This is a genomic window from Mucilaginibacter sp. P1_A3 (genome assembly GCF_056406855.1).
In genome coordinates this window covers 259,122-278,975 of sequence record NZ_JBFTZJ010000007.1, presented here as the reverse complement: position 1 = coordinate 278,975, position 19,854 = coordinate 259,122, and the positions used below count along the sequence as shown (strand labels likewise).

15 protein-coding genes and 1 tRNA gene are annotated in these 19,854 nt (G+C 41.1%); 6 read left to right on the top strand and 10 right to left on the bottom strand.

All coding sequences use genetic code 11. The features are described 5' to 3' along the window. Window positions 1–387 precede the first annotated feature (387 nt). Both AC1D0K_RS16595 and AC1D0K_RS16590 read right to left on the bottom strand, forming a co-directional pair. Window positions 388–2,223, bottom strand: a complete 1,836-nt coding sequence (locus AC1D0K_RS16595; protein ID WP_477441985.1) for a transthyretin-like family protein — start codon at window positions 2,221–2,223, stop codon at window positions 388–390. A gap of 302 nt (window positions 2,224–2,525) precedes the next feature. Further along, window positions 2,526–3,461 (bottom strand): hypothetical protein, encoded by a 936-nt coding sequence (locus tag AC1D0K_RS16590; RefSeq protein WP_477393422.1) that lies wholly within the window; start codon window positions 3,459–3,461, stop codon window positions 2,526–2,528. Window positions 3,462–3,854: 393 nt separating this feature from the next. Here AC1D0K_RS16590 and AC1D0K_RS16585 point away from each other — a divergent pair, with 393 nt between their 5' ends. The 3 genes from AC1D0K_RS16585 (at window position 3,855) to AC1D0K_RS16575 (ending at window position 6,457) form a co-directional block, all read left to right on the top strand. Then, complete coding sequence (locus AC1D0K_RS16585; protein WP_295721746.1) at window positions 3,855–4,340, top strand: hypothetical protein; 486 nt, start codon at window positions 3,855–3,857, stop codon at window positions 4,338–4,340. A gap of 633 nt (window positions 4,341–4,973) precedes the next feature. Beyond that, the gene (locus AC1D0K_RS16580) at window positions 4,974–5,756 is read left to right on the top strand and encodes a sensor histidine kinase (RefSeq protein ID WP_295721744.1); all 783 of its coding nucleotides are present in this window, start codon (window positions 4,974–4,976) and stop codon (window positions 5,754–5,756) included. A gap of 44 nt (window positions 5,757–5,800) precedes the next feature. Further along, the gene (locus AC1D0K_RS16575; RefSeq protein WP_295721742.1) at window positions 5,801–6,457 is read left to right on the top strand and encodes a response regulator transcription factor; all 657 of its coding nucleotides are present in this window, start codon (window positions 5,801–5,803) and stop codon (window positions 6,455–6,457) included. 4 nt (window positions 6,458–6,461) lie between these two features. On the opposite strand, the gene AC1D0K_RS16570 is transcribed toward AC1D0K_RS16575, so the two are convergent. After that, on the bottom strand, window positions 6,462–7,358 hold the full coding sequence (locus tag AC1D0K_RS16570) for an AraC family transcriptional regulator (protein ID WP_295721740.1): 897 nt from the start codon (window positions 7,356–7,358) through the stop codon (window positions 6,462–6,464). Window positions 7,359–7,482: 124 nt separating this feature from the next. Between AC1D0K_RS16570 and AC1D0K_RS16565 the strand changes: the two genes are divergently transcribed. Continuing rightward, the gene (locus AC1D0K_RS16565) at window positions 7,483–8,304 is read left to right on the top strand and encodes a phytanoyl-CoA dioxygenase family protein (RefSeq protein ID WP_477393426.1); all 822 of its coding nucleotides are present in this window, start codon (window positions 7,483–7,485) and stop codon (window positions 8,302–8,304) included. Window positions 8,305–8,408: 104 nt separating this feature from the next. On the opposite strand, the gene AC1D0K_RS16560 is transcribed toward AC1D0K_RS16565, so the two are convergent. The 6 genes from AC1D0K_RS16560 to AC1D0K_RS16535 are packed head-to-tail and all read right to left on the bottom strand — an operon-like array spanning window position 8,409 to window position 14,790. Beyond that, a complete protein-coding gene (locus AC1D0K_RS16560; protein WP_477393428.1) occupies window positions 8,409–9,407 on the bottom strand; it encodes an L-histidine N(alpha)-methyltransferase in 999 nt (332 codons plus the stop codon). Window positions 9,408–9,427: 20 nt separating this feature from the next. Continuing rightward, window positions 9,428–10,579 (bottom strand): ergothioneine biosynthesis protein EgtB, encoded by a 1,152-nt coding sequence (gene egtB / locus AC1D0K_RS16555; RefSeq protein WP_477393430.1) that lies wholly within the window; start codon window positions 10,577–10,579, stop codon window positions 9,428–9,430. 4 nt (window positions 10,580–10,583) lie between these two features. Next, the gene (locus AC1D0K_RS16550) at window positions 10,584–12,155 is read right to left on the bottom strand and encodes an ABC transporter permease/substrate-binding protein (protein WP_477393432.1); all 1,572 of its coding nucleotides are present in this window, start codon (window positions 12,153–12,155) and stop codon (window positions 10,584–10,586) included. After that, on the bottom strand, window positions 12,152–13,111 hold the full coding sequence (locus AC1D0K_RS16545) for an ABC transporter ATP-binding protein (protein WP_477393434.1): 960 nt from the start codon (window positions 13,109–13,111) through the stop codon (window positions 12,152–12,154). Before AC1D0K_RS16545 ends, AC1D0K_RS16550 begins: the two co-directional genes overlap by 4 nt. Window positions 13,112–13,120: 9 nt before the next feature. After that, window positions 13,121–14,506, bottom strand: coding sequence for a mercuric reductase (locus AC1D0K_RS16540; protein WP_477393436.1), 1,386 nt, complete (start codon window positions 14,504–14,506; stop codon window positions 13,121–13,123). A gap of 2 nt (window positions 14,507–14,508) precedes the next feature. Continuing rightward, window positions 14,509–14,790, bottom strand: a complete 282-nt coding sequence (locus AC1D0K_RS16535) for a DUF427 domain-containing protein (RefSeq protein ID WP_477393438.1) — start codon at window positions 14,788–14,790, stop codon at window positions 14,509–14,511. Window positions 14,791–14,986: 196 nt separating this feature from the next. On the opposite strand from AC1D0K_RS16535, the gene AC1D0K_RS16530 reads away from it, so the two are divergent. Beyond that, window positions 14,987–15,058: transfer RNA gene (locus AC1D0K_RS16530), tRNA-Glu, on the top strand. Window positions 15,059–15,194: 136 nt separating this feature from the next. Here AC1D0K_RS16530 and AC1D0K_RS16525 read toward each other — a convergent pair. After that, the gene (locus AC1D0K_RS16525) at window positions 15,195–15,686 is read right to left on the bottom strand and encodes a hypothetical protein (protein WP_477393440.1); all 492 of its coding nucleotides are present in this window, start codon (window positions 15,684–15,686) and stop codon (window positions 15,195–15,197) included. Between the two features lie 490 nt (window positions 15,687–16,176). Between AC1D0K_RS16525 and AC1D0K_RS16520 the strand changes: the two genes are divergently transcribed. Continuing rightward, the gene (locus AC1D0K_RS16520) at window positions 16,177–19,590 is read left to right on the top strand and encodes an FtsX-like permease family protein (RefSeq protein WP_477393442.1); all 3,414 of its coding nucleotides are present in this window, start codon (window positions 16,177–16,179) and stop codon (window positions 19,588–19,590) included. Window positions 19,591–19,854 lie beyond the last annotated feature (264 nt).

Sequence of the window (19,854 nt, the reverse complement as noted above, 5' to 3'; positions counted from 1 at the left end):
TTCGAAGTAGGTCACCATAATTTCCAATAGGCTTCCACCCACTTTAGGCTTTACTAATATCTGTATAACTAGCTCTTCTTCGTTGTAAAACATATCTTCTAAACTATTAAAAAATTCGTGTTCATTTTCAAACTCGTGTTTTTGATCCTGTGTTGCAAGATGTGGTACTATTAATTTAATTGTTATGGATGAAAGGGGGGACCAATATATTTAGTTTTTGTTTAAAACCTACTTATCAAATATCTACATTTAGTTATTAGTATCTACACTAATACTTATGGATTTTTTCAGTCATATGCTGTTCCTGTTGCATGAGTGCTCGTATATATTAAGATTGTTTTAATAAAAAAGGTACCACTAAATTAAAGTGATACCTTTTTGAGCAGGTTACTTGCAGAAGATAACCTGGTTGGTTTTGCCCTGGTCGTTATATTCACCGGTAGTTAATTTACGTACAGTGTTTAATGTTAAGCTATACGCACATGATGGCCAGGTATTAAATGCAGGCACTAATACATAAGGTATCGGTGGCGATGCCAGGTTAAACTTAGCTGCCCCGCCTCTTGGGAAAGTTCCCGATGGTAAGCCCGCCACGCTACCTATAGCGTTTGACCATACGCCCATGCTCCAGCTGGCTATCAGTTCATGATCAACCGTATAATCGGCATGGGCTTGTGATTGTACCGGTGTACAGCCGCTGCCGCCTCCTGCAAACAGTTCTTCCAGTTTAAGCAGGTTTACCTCGTTCCAGTTGTTTACATATATTTTACCGATGAGCGCCTGGGTATTTAAATTGGTAGATGCAGGGTTGGTTGGGTCATCTGTGGTTTGAAATTGGATATATAACATTTTACCATTTTTTTGATCCGAGGCGTTTACGGCATCACCCGCTGTTAAACCGGTGCTTGCATCGCCGCCGCCAATAATAGTGTTGGTATTTAAATAAAGAAGCGCCCCGTAAAATCCATTATCTAACGCCGGCTGATCAACCCTTATCCAGCCATTAACATCCGGATTAAGAACATGATCCGGGATTGGGTTTGGAAAGTTATCGGCCGGGATGCTATCGGGTACAGATGCCGGCTGATTAATATCGATAACTACATCCTGAAAACCCGTTGTGCCGTTCCAGGTAATTTGGCGTGTGGCCACTTTAAGCGGAGTGCTTTCCATTTGGGCACTGGTTACCGGGGTAAAATTTACATTATCCAGGGAGTATAAAAAACGATAATGAAGCGCGCTTGATGGTGCAGTGGGTACTTTTTTAGTTGCATAGCCTTCCAGCTTAACCGAACTGAAAAAGCCATACCCGGTGCCACCGGCGCCAAATTTAGTAATCAACGTTTTGCCGGATGCATCAATATCTGATGTGATACTGAAGTTGCCTACCGCGGTAAACCAGGGCACCTGGATATCGCCTCCTTTAACGCATAGTTTCACACAAAAGCAGTTATGAGCGTTGTGTCTGTCTGTTTGGCGACCACGGGTACGGTCTTCCTGCAACAAAACAGCGCCGGATGATGATTCAATTCTGAAATAATAATCAGGACCGGCAGGCCATTCTACATTTAAAAATGGCGAAAGCAGCGTTTGCCTGAAATTGGCGCCCGGGTATACAATAACAAACTTGCCATTAAAATCGGTATAAGCATTGCCCAATGTATCATCCTGAAACAAATCGACATCGTAGGCAAATACTTTTACACCTGCTATTGGTTTTTTGGTATCGCAGTCAACCACGATGCCGCAAACCACCCAGATATCAAGCAGGGTAAGGATTCGGCAAAACCATTTAGAATCTATTTTATATTCAAAATATGCTAACTGCTCGCCCCTTTCACTTTGCTTATACATTGGCTGTAACGTGGTGATATGAAATTGCAGGGAAAGGTCTTTTTTTGGTCCTGGACCAATTTTTATAGGTGTGTTGCCGCAATACCAGTCAACATCCAAAGCTCCGCCCTCATAGCCCGATTTATCGCCAATCTGAATAACAAAATCACCATTATCCTGTAAACTGCCTTCGGCAACAAATAGCTTTTCTTTTTCTTTCAGTTCTTCATCGCTTACCTGGTGAAATGTTTGTTTGGCATCAGCTACTGCCAGGCGGGTTTCGTTGCCCCTATCCAAAGGTTTGTAAACTTTTACAGAGGTACCAGATACGGGGATCTCACAATCAGAACACAGCAAACCACGTAGGTTTCCTTTAATAATAAAGCTCATAGGTTTTTAATTTAGATTTTTTTCGGCTTACTCTTTAATTGGATTTTCGGCATACTCCATAACATCTAACCATGCAGGCACTTCATGTCGCTGATTTGATATGTCAAAGGTTTAGCTAAAAATGATCCTAATCAATGTTGCTACTACTGTTTTATAGCTTGGGGTTGTACGCTATCTGTTAGCGTACAAATACAGTTTTGCAGCGTAGAAATACGCGTACGGGTATGCAAAGCCTGGTGAGATTTAAACACAAAAAAGCGCCATCTCAACTAAGAAATGGCGCTTTTTTATGTTCCTGGGAATTATTGATATAAATAAGTATCTGTAAGGTGCTGCATAGCTTCCTGGAACAGGGCGTAGGCGGTTGCCTCATCATTGTGTTTTATCGAATCGATGGATGTTTTTATATATTTATCATATATACCTTTAAATATAATTTGCTGGTTTTGCTTCTTATTAATAGCCTCCAGCAATGATGCTGAAATGGTATAATATTTTTCTATTTCGGTGCCATTAAATTTATCCTGCAAAATCTTATCTCTGAAAGCCCTAAGTACATTTAATTGTCCTTCGGCGTTGTTACCGGCAAAATTGGTTGCAATATGGGTAAGTGCGCACATATCACTATCTGTTTTAGGGCAACCGGATGAACCCGGGCAAGGAAATGATTGGTCTACTATTAAAAACAAATTGTTTTCGGGGTGTATGAGTGCCTTGTACGGGTAATTCATCTCCATATTATAACCAAAATTATAAATAAGGTTATCACCATCAGTTTTATTTACAAGTTCGATTAGCACGTTACGTCCAAGAAATGATCCCCGGTTAATTTTTGTGTAATGAACGCTTAAATCCAGTTTTTTAAAATTAAGTACATGATTAAATAATACCTGCCATGTTTTTTCTAAAGAGATTATAGCACCGGTATTTGTCATAAAGCCACTCTTATTGATCAAGGCATTTGGAAGGCTGCTATTCATAGTATAATTGACAGGCATAAGCACAAGAAGCCTTGACGAGGGAACGTTTGCATCTTCAAGGCCGTTCATGAATTTAATGCCTGAGACATTTTTGTCGCCTAAGGCTGTTTCAAGTGTTGATTTTGAGAGTGTTACAGAACGGGCTTCTGATGGGAATTTATCTTCGAAATTTTGAGCGAGTTCCTGATAATAGCTTTTGGTAATAAATTTGCCTACTTGCTCCGGGTTAATTTTGCTGATCGGTATTTCAGATTGCATGATGTTTAGACTTAGGTTTTTGATGTGATGAATTACTTATTAAAGGTATTAATAATATTTAGCCAAATTAATAATAAAACCAATATCGTATTATATCGAATCGCTGCCAAAGGCGGCCAAGATTAAGTTTAAGAAGGGTCATTTAAAACACCATACAAAACAGTTCATTCTCAATGGGTTATGGAGCACGTATTAATACAGTTTTGAATGCGTAGAAATACGTAAAAATATAAATTTTAAGAGCATTAAAATTTATAAACTATTATAAATGAGTTAATTATGATATTGTCGTGTCGTTTAGTTTTACTCTCTACGTTTTTTGATCATTGAAATAATAACTAATTAATGTTAGTTTTAGCCAAACTTATCCCTAACCCTCTATTAAAATTACTTATGGAAACAAAACCAAGAGACCCTAATCCAATTACCGGTGATGAAGGTGCACCCATTGATCTTGAACTTGCCGCCAGCTGGACACGTAACCACAGACACAGACATCCTGATGGAGTTGTATCTCAATTTTTTGGACAAAAGATATTGAACACTATATTGCAACAAAATGGCTGTTTAGGCATTCGCATTTATTATGCTAATAAACAACAGCTTAGCGGCTGGCAAAAGTTTTTTGTAAGCGTAGGCAATTTCTTTATCAAAGTAGTTGCCAATGCCGAAGGTGAAAAACGCTTTGTAATAACCGGGGTACAGGCAGATGGCCAGGATCAATTACCCGGAGAAGTTAAAAAAGAAGTTGCTGCTGTATCTACAGAAATAAAAACATTTAAAGTATCTGCTCCAACTACTGATAATTTAGTAGGTAATCAATCGTATCCATGTCCAGGATCTACAGGCTGCCCCAAAAATGCACTTTCAGGAAGCTAATTAAAGCACCAATTTATTAATAGCCATGTCTATAGATAATATATTTGCTCTAATCTCAGGGATATCTGGCTTTTTTCCTGTATTGGCAACAGTATATAATTATAAGCACCTTGATAGGGTTTTGAAAATCGCAGCTCTTTATTTTCTTATATCCAGCACTTTTGATCCTGTCATGTGGCTAATGTCAGAAAGCGGAACAAAAAACAACATGCCGGTTATTCATTTAAATATTTTAGTGTCCCTGATCTTCTACACGTTAATTTATTACGTTCTGTTCAATAAACCTATTCTTAAAAAGATCACACTCGCACTTGCTTTCATCACATTTGTGCTTATGCTGTATTTTAATAGCAATATGAATGAATACCCCACAGTTTCAAATACATCATTGAGCGTATCTTTAATTATATTATCTTTAATATACTTTTACAAGTTGTTAAATCCCTTAAAATATATTGACATTGAAAAACAAGGGCTGTTCTGGATAAATGCGGGTGTTCTGTTTTATTCATCAGTTAATATTTTTCTGTTTATGCTATTAACACAAATACCCATAAGTGACCGGCACAATTACTATATAATTAACAGCATTACTAACATAATCGCTAATATTTTATTTTCAGTAGGATTACTTTGCAAACCCCACAAAACAACCTGATCCCGGTATTAATAATTGGTACACTGGTAGTAGTGGTACTGATCACCTGCTTGTTCTTTTTTGTGATCATTTACCAGCGTAAAATGATCAAAAATCAGGTTGAATTACGATCATTGCATGACGCGCGCCAAAGCGATCTGCTGGCCGCTGTTTTTGAAACACAGGAGAGTGAACGCAAGCGGCTGGCTGAGGATCTGCATGATAGTGTTGGGCAGGTGTTATCGGCCATAAAGCTTAATTTGCACCGGCTTGATAAAAATTGCATGAGCGAAGCAACGCAGCCGCTGCTTGCCGATACGCGAAAACTGACCGACGAATGCATCCAGGAGATTCGTAATATTATTCATAATGTGTTGCCTCCCGTACTTACCGATTATGGCCTGTTGGTTGCTGTTGAAGCCTTAAGTAATAAGGTTGAGCAAACCACCCATATTAAAGTAAAGTTTAGTAAAAATATGCCCGACCAGCGCTTTGCGCAAGAAATAGAACTTACCCTTTACCGTATAGCTCAGGAACTTTTTGGCAACGCCATTAAACACTCCGATGCGACAGTTATTTACCTGTCTATTAACAAGGAGGGTAATTATATGGTGATGGAGTTTAAAGATAACGGAGTGGGCTTTAACCTGGGTGGAGTAAAGCAGGGGTTTGGAATTAAAAACCTGGAAAGCCGGGTGCAGTTGATTAACGGGGATATTAATATTTACAGCAAGCCATTAAACGGTACGCTCACTACTATTAAATTAAAAATAGCATAGTTTTGTTACATTAAAACTATCTTTATTCAACTATTTGTGAATCAATGGGTACAATTAAATTAGGTATTGTAGATGATCATAAAATTTTCAGAAATGGCTTAAAAGCTACGCTTGAAGATTTCAAAGATTTTGACCTGGTACTTGAGGCTTCAAACGGTAAAGAATTGATGGGGTTATTAACAACCCAAACCCCTGATGTGCTATTGATGGATATAAAAATGCCGGAGATGGATGGTATTCAAACTACAGCTTTTGTTCATCAGAATTATAAAAATATCAAGATACTGGCATTATCCATGTTTAACGAGGATAAATATATTGTTGATATGATGAAAGCCGGGGCATCAGGCTACCTGCTTAAAAATGCCGAGCCGGAGGAGATCATAGAAGCTGTATCTACCGTTCATAGCAAGGGTTTTTATTTTAATGAACATTTATCCATTACGCTCATTAAACAACTGGTGGGCAATGATCACGCCGAAAATATTGCTCAAAATAAAGCCGATCTTAATGAACGTGAAGTAGAGGTTTTGAAACTTGTTTGCCAGGAATACTCCAACCAGGAAATAGCCGATAAAATTTTTCTGAGTGTACGTACCGTTGAGGGTTACCGGGCCCGGTTGTTTGAAAAAACCGGTTCAAAAAATTTAGTTGGCCTGGTTATATATGCCATTAAACGCGGTATCATCAACGTAGTATAATTTTTTAGGCCGATAGTTTTTTGGCGCTGCTGGCTAAATTACGCATAAACCGTTTGCGATAATTAAGCGGGCTAAGGTGCATTTTGGCTTTAAACATTTTATAAAAATGTGATACATCGCCAAAGCCGCTTTCAAATGAAATTTCAGATATAGGTTTATCTGTTTGTACTAATTGCTGTATGGCATAATTAAGCCGGTATTCAATTATGGTTTCCATAAATGTTTTGCGGGTTACTTTCTTAAAGTATTTGCAAAAGGCATTTGTGGTCATGTTGGCTATGCTGGCGGCTTTATCCAGTGATACCTGCTTTCTGAAGTTTTCAACCAGGTAAGCAAATACCGGGTTGATGCGTTCCCGCTCCGCAGATGTGCGCTCTGCCACAATACGGTGCTGATCAAGCAGTATATATTCATCTGACGAGGCCAGGCACTGCAGTACCTCCAGTAAGCCTATCAATATCCTGAAATTGCTTTTTTCCTCAACCAGGTTCATCAAAAGTTGCTTAACCTCTGCCTGCGTATCTGAGTGGAACGAAATACCACAGCCGCTTTTTTGAAAAAGCTTCTTAATATGCAGTAACTCAAACTTGTTAAAAAACTCGTCGCCTAAAAAAGCATCGTTAAACTGTATCACAATAGCGCATGCTTCACTGGGCAAAATATCACCGCCCTCCAGTTTCCAGCAATGAGGCAGGTTGGGCCCAAGCAACACAACATCGCCAGACACAAAGTCTTCCATGTGGCTGCCAACATATCGTTTGCCGGCGCCTTTTATGATGCATGTCAGCTCATATTCCTCATGAAAATGGTAAGGGGCATCAAATGCCAGTTTATCAAATTTCCTGACCAGGAATGACTGCGTGTTTGCGGGTTGAAGAACTTCGTACGAGGCCTTTATCATTGCATATTTTAGCGTAAATTTATTTTATTGTTAAGTTACGGATAAAATAATCCATAATAACACCATTTACATCATTTTTTATCAGCTAAAGTTAAACTTACTTTGGATATAAACTAAAAAAAATATGAATACAAAGATTTCTGATCTTTTGCTGTTGGATGATTTGATAAAATTACCCGAAGAAAGCATTCATGAGTTCCGTGAAAAGGGACATACTTTGGTTAAAGGCGTACTTTCAAAGGATGAAATGGAAGTTTACAGGCCGATAATTGTAGGGGCTGCAGACCGGTATAACACCGAAAAAAGAAAGCTGGAAGACAGGGACACTTACGGCAAAGCATTTTTGCAGATCATGAACCTGTGGCAGCTTGATGCCGATGTAAAAAGATTCGTTTTTGCCAGGCGCTTGGCAAAAATTGCCGCCGACCTTATGGGGGTTGAAAACGTGAGGCTGTACCACGACCAGGCCTTGTTTAAAGAAGCAGGCGGTGGCCCTACCCCCTGGCACCAGGATCAATATTACTGGCCAATTGATACCAATAATACGGTAACCATGTGGATGCCGCTGGTTGATATTGATGTAGATATGGGGATGCTCACCTTTGCATCAAACTCCTATACTAATGGAGCTGTTTTTAACCACGAGATCTCGGACGAGTCGGAATCGGCTTTTGATGATTATGTGAAAAACAATAACTTCCCTATAAGCCGAGCAAAAACGATGCAGGCTGGTGACGCTACATGGCACCGCGGTTTTACAATTCATAACGCGCCGGGCAACAACTCTGATAAAATGCGCGAGGTAATGACTGTTATTTATATTGCTGACGGCGCGCGCATCACCCCATATAAAAACGATTGGCAAAAAAATGATCACCATAAATGGTTGATGGGTAAGCCAATTGGCGGGCTTATAGACTCGGAACTGAACCCAAAATTACTTTAACACGATTTTGAGGATTTGACAAGATTTACAGATTTTTTGCAGGGTTTAAACTTAAACCTCAAATCAAAAAACCTGTAAATTCTGCCTAATGTTGTAAATCGTGTTTATATCGTACCTGCTATCCAAACAGCGTCTACAAACCATTTTTTACCGTCAAAAAACTGTGTTAGCGGAACAAAGCCCGTATTGATGGCTATCTGATCGGTTTGCATGATGGTGAATTTCTGGGAGATCTCCATGTAGATGTATTCATCTTTCATAAATGTAATGGTTTCTTTCCCGCTGATATTCACCTTCTGATCTTCCAGGCTGATAAGGTAGCTTTTGCAAGCTCCGGTTTCGGGGTCATAGGTTGGGTAGTGATCAAATTTGGTCAAATCAAAATCGGCCTGCAACTCGCGGTTGATCCGTTCCAGCAAGTTAAGGTTGAATCTTTTGGTGATACCTCCCTTGTCGTTATAGGCCGCTAATACAACTTTAGGGTCTTTTTTAAGGTCCATGCCGATAAGTACCATGTCGCCTTCGGATAAGTTGTTCCTTAACTCCCTGCAAAATTCAATCGCTTCGGGAACCGCCATATTACCAATATTTGATCCTAGGAACAGTACCACTTTACGCCTGGAGGATATTGGTGCCGCTTTCTGCAGCATATCAAAATACTCGCCGTTTAAGCCGGTGATCTTTAATCCAGGCAAGGTTACGGGCAGGGTGATATTGAGGTATGATATTACATTGTCAGAAATATCGATAGGTAAATACGTAAAATCTGCTTTTTTATCCAGCAAATCTTTCAACAGGTAGGTCGACTTCATGGCATCGCCTGCACCAAGCTCTATCAGGTCAAAAGCATCACCAGAGGCAATTAGCGCATTGGTGATCTCATCGGTCCTTTCAGAAAATATTTCCAGTTCGCAGTTGGTTGGATAGTATTCTTCGCAGCCCATCAACTCCTGGAAAAGCTTATCGCCGTTGGCATCGTAAAAATACTTTGAATTCAAACGCTTTGGCGATGATTGCAATCCCTTTATAACATCGTTATAAAACGAATCAGTTTTAATGCCTGATTCGGGGTTCAATTGGGTATGAGTTAAGGTTGAGTCCATATCTTCCTGTTTTTGTGCTTTTACCGCGCAAGTCTTATGCCAGTAAATTGCCAACGTAAATTTGTTTGAAAAAAGTTGCGGTAAGTAATTCTGCTATGTCCGGGCGGGGTTGCTTCTGATGCCCCGCGCAATACTTTTTGGTTTACCATGAATTTGCCATTGTATTCGCCAATTGCACCGGGAGCTTTTGCAAAACCAGGGTAAGGCAGGTAGGAACTTTCTGTCCATTCCCAGCTTTTGCCCCAGCTAAACTGGGTTGCGGCGGCTTCCCATTCAAACTCGGTGGGCAAACGGAGGCCCTTCCAGGAGGCATAGGCATAAGCTTCAAAATAGCTGATATGGCAAACCGGATCTTTTAAATTAAGCGGCAGCAGGCCGTGGAAGGTATAGTTTTGCCATTCGCCATCAATTAAATGCCAGTACAGCGGGCACTCCACTTTATTGGTGTTTACCCAATCCCAGCCTTCGGCGTGCCAGTGTCTGAAATCATGATAGCCTCCACTATTAATGAACTCCAGGTATTCGGCATTAGTAACCTGGTTCGGGCTTATTTCATATTCGTTTAAATAAACTTTGTGCCGGTTTAGCTCATTGTCAAAACAAAAGCCATCGCCGGTAAAACCTATTTCATATACACCCTCGTTCATCTTAATAAAATCGGCACTGTCGGTCTTTTGGATCTTTGGCGATACATATTTATCAGAATAGGCCGGAAACAAGGGGTTGTGCCCTAAAATGTATTTAATATCGGTTAATAAAAGCTCCTGGTGTTGTTCTTCGTGATTAAAACCGAGTACTAACAATTCTTTTATTTCTGCAGATGGCTCATCGCGTAAAAACCTGGTCATGGCCTCATCCACATAGGCCCGGTACTGATAAATATCGGCAACCGTTGGGCGACTTAAATTACCCCTATCGGTACGGATAACCCGGTTGCCTACGGTTTCGTAATAGCTGTTAAAAACGTAATTGTAATTGGCATTAAATTCCTGGTAACCCATAAAATAAGGTTTCAGAATAAAAGTTTCAAAAAACCAGGTAACATGCCCTATATGCCATTTAGGCGGACTAACATCAACTACCGGCTGCACCACGTAGTCTTCGGTTTGCAGGAAACTGCAAATTTGCTCCGTTCGCTGGCGCACTTTTGTATAATAATCGACTAAATTCATTGAATTATCTACTATTCAAGTATCGTTTAAGGTTTGAAATTGTTTTAATATTTAAATTTTTTGCCTGCTGCTTTCTCATCATTAACGCGTAGGCATTATTAAAGCCAATTGGTTTTAGCCATTTTATCTGGTATCGTTTTATAAATTCCTGCTGCACATAGTTGTATGTACTATCTTTATTTTTGGTTACCCTGGTAACGGTTGCCGGCGATGCCTGTAATATGGCCAGCAAGCCTGTACCGGTATACTCCGGGTAAAAATCTATCTGGTCATTTGTCAGGGCATCGAAACAAATTTTGGTTCCGCCCAGCCCTGTTTTTGTTGATACATCATAATTGGTATACCCTTTTATGAGCATGCTGTACATATTAGCCAGGATATATTGCTCGCCAAAAATTTTTGATCCGATGCGAATGATTCCTGCATTCCCCTCGCGGGATGGTTTATATAGTTTATTGGTTTCCAGGAAATCTTTTGCTACACGTTCCGGGGTTTGGTGAAGATAGTCGGTACGGAAGTTTAATTCCGTCATAATGGAATCATTTATTTTGCCTGCCAGTAAATTTAGTGTTTTTTCCAACTCGGGAAATTTCCTGATTGCCTCTTCCCGAACAATGGGCGCGGCATAATAAGGCGGAAAAATCACTTTGTCATCATCCAGTACAACCAGGTCATAAGCCTTTAAACGGCCATCTGTTGAGTAGCCGCTTATAACATCCAATTGTTTTTCAAACGCGGCCTTGTACATAACAGCATCGCTGATGACAATGGTGTGGATTTTTAGGCCATACTTGCTTTCCAGCCCAAGGTTGCCATCTTGCCTGCCCATAAACTCGGGCGTAAAGCCGGCGGTAAGTTTGCCGCCATATGCAGAGGGGATAAAGTAAAACGATGATAATAATGCCAATAAAACCGGTATGCCATAAGCGCCTGTTTTGATCTTTTTGAAGTTTAATTTTTGCACCCTCGAGAGCAGGAAATCAAAAATAATAGCCAGTAATGCAGCCGGGATTGCTCCGGCCAATATCATGTTGGTATTGTTGAGTGATATACCGCCGAAAATAAACTCGCCTAAGCCACCCGCTGCAATATAGGAGGCCAATGTTGCCACGCCCACATTTATTACCGTAGCGGTGCGGATACCGGCCAAAATCACGGGCATAGCCAGGGGCAGCTCAACTTTAAACAATACCTGCCACTTATTCATCCCCATAGCTACCGCAGCTTCCTTCACGGCGGCATCAACCCCTGTAATGCCCGTATAGGTATTACGAATGATAGGTAATAAAGCATAAAGCAGCAATGCCACAATTGCGGGCCTGGCACCGATTCCTAAAAGGGGGATCATAAAACCTAATAATGCAATACTGGGGATGGTTTGCAATATACCAGCAACACCCAAAACCGGCCCGGATAGTTTGACTTTGCGGGTGATAAAAATACCCAGGGGTAAGCCAACAAGCACGGCTATAAAAAGTGAAATAAAAGTAAGTCCGATATGCTGCAGCGTTTGCATGGCGAGTTTATCGGCCTGTTGCCCCATAAACTCAAATAATGTTTGCTGATGCTCCATCATGCCATTGCTTGTTTATATTGATAAAAAGCAGACATCAATTGCTCAAAGCTTACTAACTTTTGCGTGTGGTGATCTTTATTGATCCTGATGGTTTCCTCATTGCTGAATTTGAAACTTTCCAGGGCCGCCCAAAGGTCAATATCAGATGATAGCGAAGATGAATTAAGCTGGTCCTGGTATAATTCTGGCAGTAGATCCCACAGATCGCGTAGCCGAACTGCTTTAAACTCCAGTTGCAGGCGCTGGTCTTTCAGGAAACCCTCCACAAATTCATTGGCCGGGTTAAATAATAGTTCGGCAGGTGTGCCCGATTGTACAATTTTACCTTTATCCATCAGGCATATTCTGTCGCCTAATTCAAATGCCTCCTGTACATCATGGGTAACCATAACAATGGTTTTTCTTTTTAGCTCATTAAGCGCTTTAAACTCCTTGTGGATGTTTGATCGGGTTACATTATCCAGTGCACCAAAGGGCTCATCCATCAGCAAAACCGGCGGATCGGACACCAGGGCCCGGGCAAGCCCTATCCGCTGTTGCTGGCCGCCGCTAAGTTCGTTTGGGTAAGCATGGAGGTAATTTGCATCCAAATGCAGCTTTTCCATCAACTCTGCCGTGCGGGTTTCTATTTTTTTTTTATCCCACTTAAGCAATTGCGGAACAATGGCAATATTTTCGGCCACGGTATAGTGGGGGAATAATCCGTTGTTTTGTAATACATAGCCAATGCTTCGCCTTAAAACTTCGGGTTGTTGCTCAAATATGTTTTTGTTGTTGATATAGATATTGCCACTGTCGGGCTCTATCAGTCGGTTAATCATTTTTAATGTGGTGGTTTTGCCGCAACCACTGGTGCCCAGCAAAATAAGATTATCATGGTTCTGCACCTCAAAAGATATGGTATCAACGGCCTTAATCCTGCCAAAATGCTTGCTTATACCATCTACCTTTATCATGTAGTAAAACTAATCTTCTAAAGCCAAAAAAAGGTTATTCAATGATTCTGAATACAGGGGATGAGCAAAAACGCAATAGCGGATCCTGTCATAAGTAATGCCGCCTTCCATCGCCATTTGTAATACGGTCATAATCTCGCCGCCTTCGGGTCCTAATACGGTAACACCCAGGATTTTTTTTGTTTTAGGATCAACAACCGCTTTCATAAAGCCCCGTGTATCCCCGGTTTCAATGGCCCGGGCCACATATGCCATAGGTAACCGGGCTACTTTATAATCTAAACCTTGCTTTTTTGCCTCCGTTTCATCAATTCCAACCCGGCCCAATTGCGGATCGGTGAACATGCAATAAGGAACGGGCCTATCTGTTGTATTGAAATTTTGTTTTTCAATGAGGTTGCGGTAAACTATCGTGTAATCGTTATAAGAGATATGTGTAAACGCGGGGCCGCCTTTTACATCACCTAAAGCATAAATGCCCTTCACGTTAGTTTCCAGCTTCGTGTTTACTTTGATATGCCCTTTTTCATCTGTTTTTACCCCCGCATTAGCTAAGCCCAGTGTTTCGGTATTAGGGGTACGGCCAACCGCTATCAGCACATGGGAGCATTTGATTTTTTTTTCCTCTCCGTTAGCCAACACTGTTGCAGTTATTTTACCATCGCCTTTTTGCTTGAATTTGGTGGCCTGTGCGTTTGTATGAATAGTTATCTGCTCTGCCTCCAGTATTTTTTGCATCTCTGCCGATACGTCTTCGTCCTCATGAGCAACTATCCTGGCTGATTTTTCTAATATGGTGACCTTGCTCCCAAACCGGCGAAACATCTGTCCGAACTCTAAACCTATGTAATTACCCCCTAAAACCAGAAGGTGTTTGGGCACATAATCGAGGTCCAAAATGGTAGTTGAATTAAGATATTTAATTTCATTCAGTCCCTCTATTTCGGGAATAGAGGGTTTTGCACCGGTATTTAAAAATATAAGATCGGCCTGCAGGGTTTGATTGCCCCCACTGTTAAGAGCTACTGCAATTGTTTTTTTGCCGGTAAAGGTGGCGTCCCCAAAAATAACATCCAGTCCTTTTATTTTCTCAGCTGCATGCTGGCCTCCCACGCGCGAACGCATCACTATATCGTCTTTACGCTTTTTTATCTTGGGCATATTGATGGAGAACCGCTTTACCGATACTCCCAAATCAGAACTTTTAACAGCCATATAAGCCGCTTTTGCCGATGCCACCCAAGTTTTGGTGGGCGTGCAACCATCATTTACACAGGTGCCACCATAAAAACGTTTTTCGATTAAGGCAGTTTTCATCCCGGCCATAGCCAGTTTTTTGGCAAGCGGACCGCCGGCCTGGCCGGCGCCTATGACGATGGCATCGTATTTTTTCATTTTTATTCGGTTATTTTAACACCTTTCCAAAATGCTACATAGTTGGTAATGTTTGCGGCCGCTTCCTTAGGCTGTGGATAATACCAGGCAGCATCTTGATTTATTTTCCCATCAACGTTCAGGGTATAATAGGATGCGAGTCCTTTCCATGGGCAGGTTGTGTGCGTGTCGGTGGTTTCAAGGTATTCGGCGTTCACGCTATCTTTTGGGAAATAGTGATTATTTTCAACAATAATTGTATCATTGCTTTGTGCTATAATCTTATCATTCCAGATTGCTTTCATAAGTAAATTGATTTTAGGATAAAGATAGCCTTAACGGGGGCAGATTTACAATTGAAATTGTGCTATTTTGTTTGGTAAATAAAAAAAAGCCGTTCATTATCAGGCAGAAATAAAAAAAAAGAAAAATTTATTTTATTTTTATCATTAAAGCTATATCTTTGCAATCCCAAAATAAGGGAAACAAAAAAGAAAAAATGGCCCGTTCGTCTAGGGGTTAGGACGTTAGATTTTCATTCTAGAAACAGGGGTTCGATTCCCCTACGGGCTACGAAGCCGCTTTACGAAAGTAGAGCGGCTTTTTTGTTTTAGTAGTACTAAGAAAATTTGGGCTGGAACCTAAGTGGCATATGCGCCGGCACATTTCGTTTCGAAAAGCAGTACTGCGGAATTTCAAAACTTACCATTTAGGTTTTACTTCGCTTATCCCACAGTCTCATCAGATTTACCATCTGCGAATCTGTAAGTTGCTGAGACCAAATCAAAGTTTTGATGCCGTATATCATCATCGCACAAGCCTTTCCGGTTTCGATAAAATGCCTGAATGCATTCCCATTTGGAAGTACTACGGTGCCCAAAATATGATTAAACTTTTCATGCCCAACATAAAAGGGATAATCATGTGTTGTTGCGCCTGCCATATAACCCATATCCTCAATGCCGTTTTCTTTGGTAACAATTCGGCGGGTGGTCAATATGCTATAGTTATTTGCATCAATAACGGTTGAACAAATAATCAATTCATTTTCTTCTACGTCTAATTGTATCTCGGGGTGAAGGTGTACAAACTCAGAATTGTTTTCATGAAACTTTGTCCATTTAAAATCGTATGGTTTAAAAGTAGCCCTTTTTATCTCATAAATAGCAAAGCTGTGTATTACCTGGTCTGATTTTGTCACTTTAAATTAGCAATAGTCTGTATAAAAATAAGTCTTTATAAAGGGAAAAGAAGAATGATTTATTTCGTTTTCTCAATTTTTATTAGCTTAAGCCAAGGCTCAACGATCACACCATTGAAAACTTACTTTTAACTCCTCAACTTTAATATAAACAGATTTAGTTGTATTGAGATCCAGGTAGCCGCCAAAGAATCTTCTTCCTTACTTTCTGTTAAAACTAGGTTTTCAATCCTTTAAATAATTATGTCCCTTAGTATTTCAGAAAGCAAGGAACCTCAAATCATCCATAAAAGGGGTTCGAAAAGCTTCCCTACGGGCTACAAAAGCCGCTTTACGAAAGTAGAGCGGCTTTTTTGTTGGTATACTTATTCGCGACAATACAACAAACCTATGTTCGCTTCAGTTACAGCAAAACATATATATCATCGCATAATTTTGTATATGTCAATATATTGTAAATTTGGAACAGCCTTTGGGCTATTTGAATTACTTGAATCCTGATATATTCCATATTAACCTGTATCATGTGGCCGCCATGGCAACCCTGTTTTCGGGGTTTACACTCGCGCTGCTTTTAGCATTTGCAAAAAGGGAAAGCCAAACAGCCAACCTGTTTTTAAGTGCCGCTTTAACTGTAATTGTATTGAAGACTGGCGGGCTTTCGCCGATTTTTTTACCGGCGCTGGGGCCGCTATTGTATTTTTATGTGCGGCGGATGACGTCACCAAACCTACAATTTGGCCGAAAGGATATTCTGCATTTTTGCCCTTTGCTGCTTGCGTATTGGATGCCGGGCTGGCTGGTGCTAATTTCGGTTGTCATTTATTTATACCTGTCGCACCGGTTGATACAGCATTTTTATAACCTCTTGCAGCCGGTGCTAATGGATAGGCCGCGCTTTGCTTTCCGCCGGTTGGATAAGACCTTGCGCCTGCTCGCCTTGCTTTGCATGTTATGGCTGTTTAATGATGTCTTGAGTTTTGCCATTGCTTTTGTGCTTATTGGAGTGGCCGCCGAAGTGATGCTGAAATTGGATGGCAGCACACAAATGGCCACGCCGATAACAGATAGATATGATGCAAAAGAAAAAAGCCGTAGGCTAAAGGAAGCCGTAGCCGCAAATCGTTTTTACGAGGATGCCGAACTGACATTGACCTCCCTGGCAGTAAAGCTGAATATCCATCCGCACGATTTATCGCGAATTATTAATGTGGGGATGGAAAAGAACTTCAGCGACTTTATTAATGAGTTCAGGGTTCGTGAAACTGTCCGGAAGATGCAGGACCCGGCCCACGACCGGCTCACACTGCTGGGTATCGCCTATGAGTCGGGGTTTAATTCCAAAACAACATTCAACCGGGTTTTTAAAGAGATGACCGGCAAAACCCCGGTGGAATATAAGAATAGCTTAAAAGAAGAGGTACCAATTGATAAGTTGGCACCCCGGTTACGAATCCCGGCGGTAATATTGCGTTCAGGAAGCCTGCCAGGTTGGGCTCCTGTAAAACTAAACCGCAATTATATGATTAGAAATTATTTAAAAATTGCCTGGCGCAACCTTATTAATAATAAGGTATTATCGCTCATTAATATAGGTGGCCTTGCAGTGGGCATGGCAGTAGTAACGCTGATTAGTTTGTGGATTTTGGATGAAGTATCATTTGATAGGTATCACAATAATTACCACCGTATAGCCCAGGTAATGCAAAATGTAACCATTAATGGCGAAGTGAAAACCTCATTTCATGAACCGTACCCTTTGGCAGCCGAGCTACGCAAAAATTATGGCGGCGATTTTAAATCTGTAGCAATGTCGACCTTGCCGAGAGATTATATACTGGCTTTAAACGATAAAAAACTGAACAAGCAAGGTACCTTTATGGAAGCTGGCGGACCGGGCCTGTTTACATTAAATATGCTCAAGGGCAGGCGCGATGCTATAAAGGACCCATCATCTGTACTAATATCCGCGTCGACAGCAAAGGCATTTTTCGGAAATAAGGATCCAATGTCTGGAGTGCTGAAGCTCAACAATCAGGGCAACCTGAAAGTAGCCGGCGTTTATGCAGATCTGCCTGAAAATACCACGCTTGCCGGTCTGGCTTTTATTGGTTGCTGGGACCGCTATGCAACAGATTATAGATTGAGCGGGATGAAGGAGCCATGGGACCCAGGCATTGTTAATTTATATGTTCAATTGGCTGACAATGCCGACCCCGGGAAAGTGTCGTTAAAAATAAGAGATGAAAAGCTGAGGCATTTAAAACCGCTTTCGGCTAAAACAAAACCGGCGCTGTTCCTGCAGCCAATGAGTAAATGGCATTTGTATAGTGAGTTTAAGGACGGAAAAAACATCGGCGGCGAAATACAATATGTGTGGCTTTTTGGCATTGTAGGTGTGTTTGTACTGCTGCTGGCCTGTATTAATTTTATGAACTTAAGTACTGCCAGATCTGAGAAACGCGCGCGCGAGGTAGGTATCCGCAAGGCAATAGGTTCATCCCGCAGCCAGTTGATACAACAGTTTTACGGTGAATCGTTACTTTGTGTATTATTGGCATTATTAGCCGCCTTACTACTGGCACGATTAAGTCTCCCCGCGTTCAATCAACTGGCGGGTAAACAGATAGTTATTCCATGGAGCAGCCCGGCGTTTTGGCTCGCCGGCATTGGCCTTAGTTTGGTCACCGCTATTATCACCGGCAGTTACCCGGCGCTCTACCTGTCGTCATTTAAGCCAGTAAAGGTATTGAAGGGGGCGTTCCGGGTTGGGCGGCTGGCTTCAGCCCCGCGTAAAGTACTGGTGGTACTTCAGTTTACAGTTTCTATTGTGCTCATCATCGGTACCATTGTAGTTATCCGGCAGATACTTTTTGCTAAAGATCGCCCTGTTGGCTACAGCCAGGACAGATTGATTACGATACCCGTCCGAACTATTGAACTTCACCAACATTTTGATGCGATAAAACAGGCCCTTGAAGGTAACGGCACAATAACTGAAATGGCCGAAGCAGATGCCCCGCCTAACAACGTTGCTGGTACTACAAGCGGCGTGGGATGGCCTGGAGAAAACCCTAATCTGGATATCAATTTCGGCCAGGAGGATATTTCATACGATTATGGCAAAACCATTGGTTGGGAATTTAGCAGAGGCCGTGATTTCTCACGGTCATTCCTTTCCGATTCAGCAGCGGTGATCATCAACCAGGCGGCAGCTGATTTTATGTCCATGAAAAAACCGACTGAAAATTACATAACCTTTTATGGTCAACAGTTTAAGATCATAGGGGTGACTAAAGACATCATTAACCGGTCGCCTTATGAACAGGTGCAACCTATGGTTTATTTTTTGGCGAAATGGGCGGGAGGCTGTTTACTGCTAAAGATAAACCCGAAAATGAGTGCAGGTAAAGCTATTAGCAACATCGCTTCGGTGTTAAAAATCGAGAATCCCCAACAGCCATTTGAATACCACTTCGTTGATCAGGAATATGAAAAAGAATTCGGTAATGAAGAACGTATAGGTAAGCTGGCTACTGTCTTCGCCGGTCTGGCTATATTTATCAGTTGTCTCGGGCTGTTTGGCATGGCATCATTCATGGCCGAACAGCGCGTTAAAGAAATAGGTGTACGCAAGGTGCTTGGTGCTTCAGTGTTCGCCCTGTGGCAATTGTTATCGAAAGATTTTGCCATACTGGTGTTTATTTCAATAATTATAGCCTCGCCTGTGGCTTATTATTTTATGCACAACTGGCTGCATAACTATCAGTATCACACCGATGTAGCATGGTGGATATTTATCGTTACAGCTATTGGCGCTATACTAATCACATTAATAACGGTAAGCTTCCAGTCCATAAAAGCCGCATTGGCAAACCCGATAAAAAGTTTGAAGACAGAATAACAAGTTATGTATGCCGACTTTTTTATTTGCCTAAAGCAAGCCTTTTATTAAAGTTATGACCAGCACGATACATATTATGTTAAATAAAAACAAGCCTCTGCGATTGGAAGAGTATTTATAAATCACTATAAATTAATATTTTATATTCATCAACACGCGGCCAACAATCTTAAATCTGTTAAAAAGGAATACGAGCCGGTTATTGGGTGATTTGAAGTGATTGGCCAGTTAAAAAATGATCATTTCTAATTTACCTAACGTTAA

What these genes read in the sequence shown, in the direction of transcription:
- AC1D0K_RS16545 (WP_477393434.1), bottom strand. Translation starts at nt 13,111, where the DNA reads ATGATAAAGGTAGATGGTATAAGCAAGCATTTTGGCAGGATTAAGGCC.
- AC1D0K_RS16550 (WP_477393432.1), bottom strand. Translation starts at nt 12,155, where the DNA reads ATGATGGAGCATCAGCAAACATTATTTGAGTTTATGGGGCAACAGGCC.
- AC1D0K_RS16590 (WP_477393422.1), bottom strand. Translation starts at nt 3,461, where the DNA reads ATGCAATCTGAAATACCGATCAGCAAAATTAACCCGGAGCAAGTAGGC.
- AC1D0K_RS16535 (WP_477393438.1), bottom strand. Translation starts at nt 14,790, where the DNA reads ATGAAAGCAATCTGGAATGATAAGATTATAGCACAAAGCAATGATACA.
- AC1D0K_RS16540 (WP_477393436.1), bottom strand. Translation starts at nt 14,506, where the DNA reads ATGAAAAAATACGATGCCATCGTCATAGGCGCCGGCCAGGCCGGCGGT.
- AC1D0K_RS16575 (WP_295721742.1), top strand. Translation starts at nt 5,801, where the DNA reads ATGGGTACAATTAAATTAGGTATTGTAGATGATCATAAAATTTTCAGA.
- AC1D0K_RS16565 (WP_477393426.1), top strand. Translation starts at nt 7,483, where the DNA reads ATGAATACAAAGATTTCTGATCTTTTGCTGTTGGATGATTTGATAAAA.
- AC1D0K_RS16595 (WP_477441985.1), bottom strand. Translation starts at nt 2,223, where the DNA reads ATGAGCTTTATTATTAAAGGAAACCTACGTGGTTTGCTGTGTTCTGAT.
- egtB (WP_477393430.1), bottom strand. Translation starts at nt 10,579, where the DNA reads ATGAATTTAGTCGATTATTATACAAAAGTGCGCCAGCGAACGGAGCAA.
- AC1D0K_RS16570 (WP_295721740.1), bottom strand. Translation starts at nt 7,358, where the DNA reads ATGATAAAGGCCTCGTACGAAGTTCTTCAACCCGCAAACACGCAGTCA.
- AC1D0K_RS16560 (WP_477393428.1), bottom strand. Translation starts at nt 9,407, where the DNA reads ATGGACTCAACCTTAACTCATACCCAATTGAACCCCGAATCAGGCATT.
- AC1D0K_RS16585 (WP_295721746.1), top strand. Translation starts at nt 3,855, where the DNA reads ATGGAAACAAAACCAAGAGACCCTAATCCAATTACCGGTGATGAAGGT.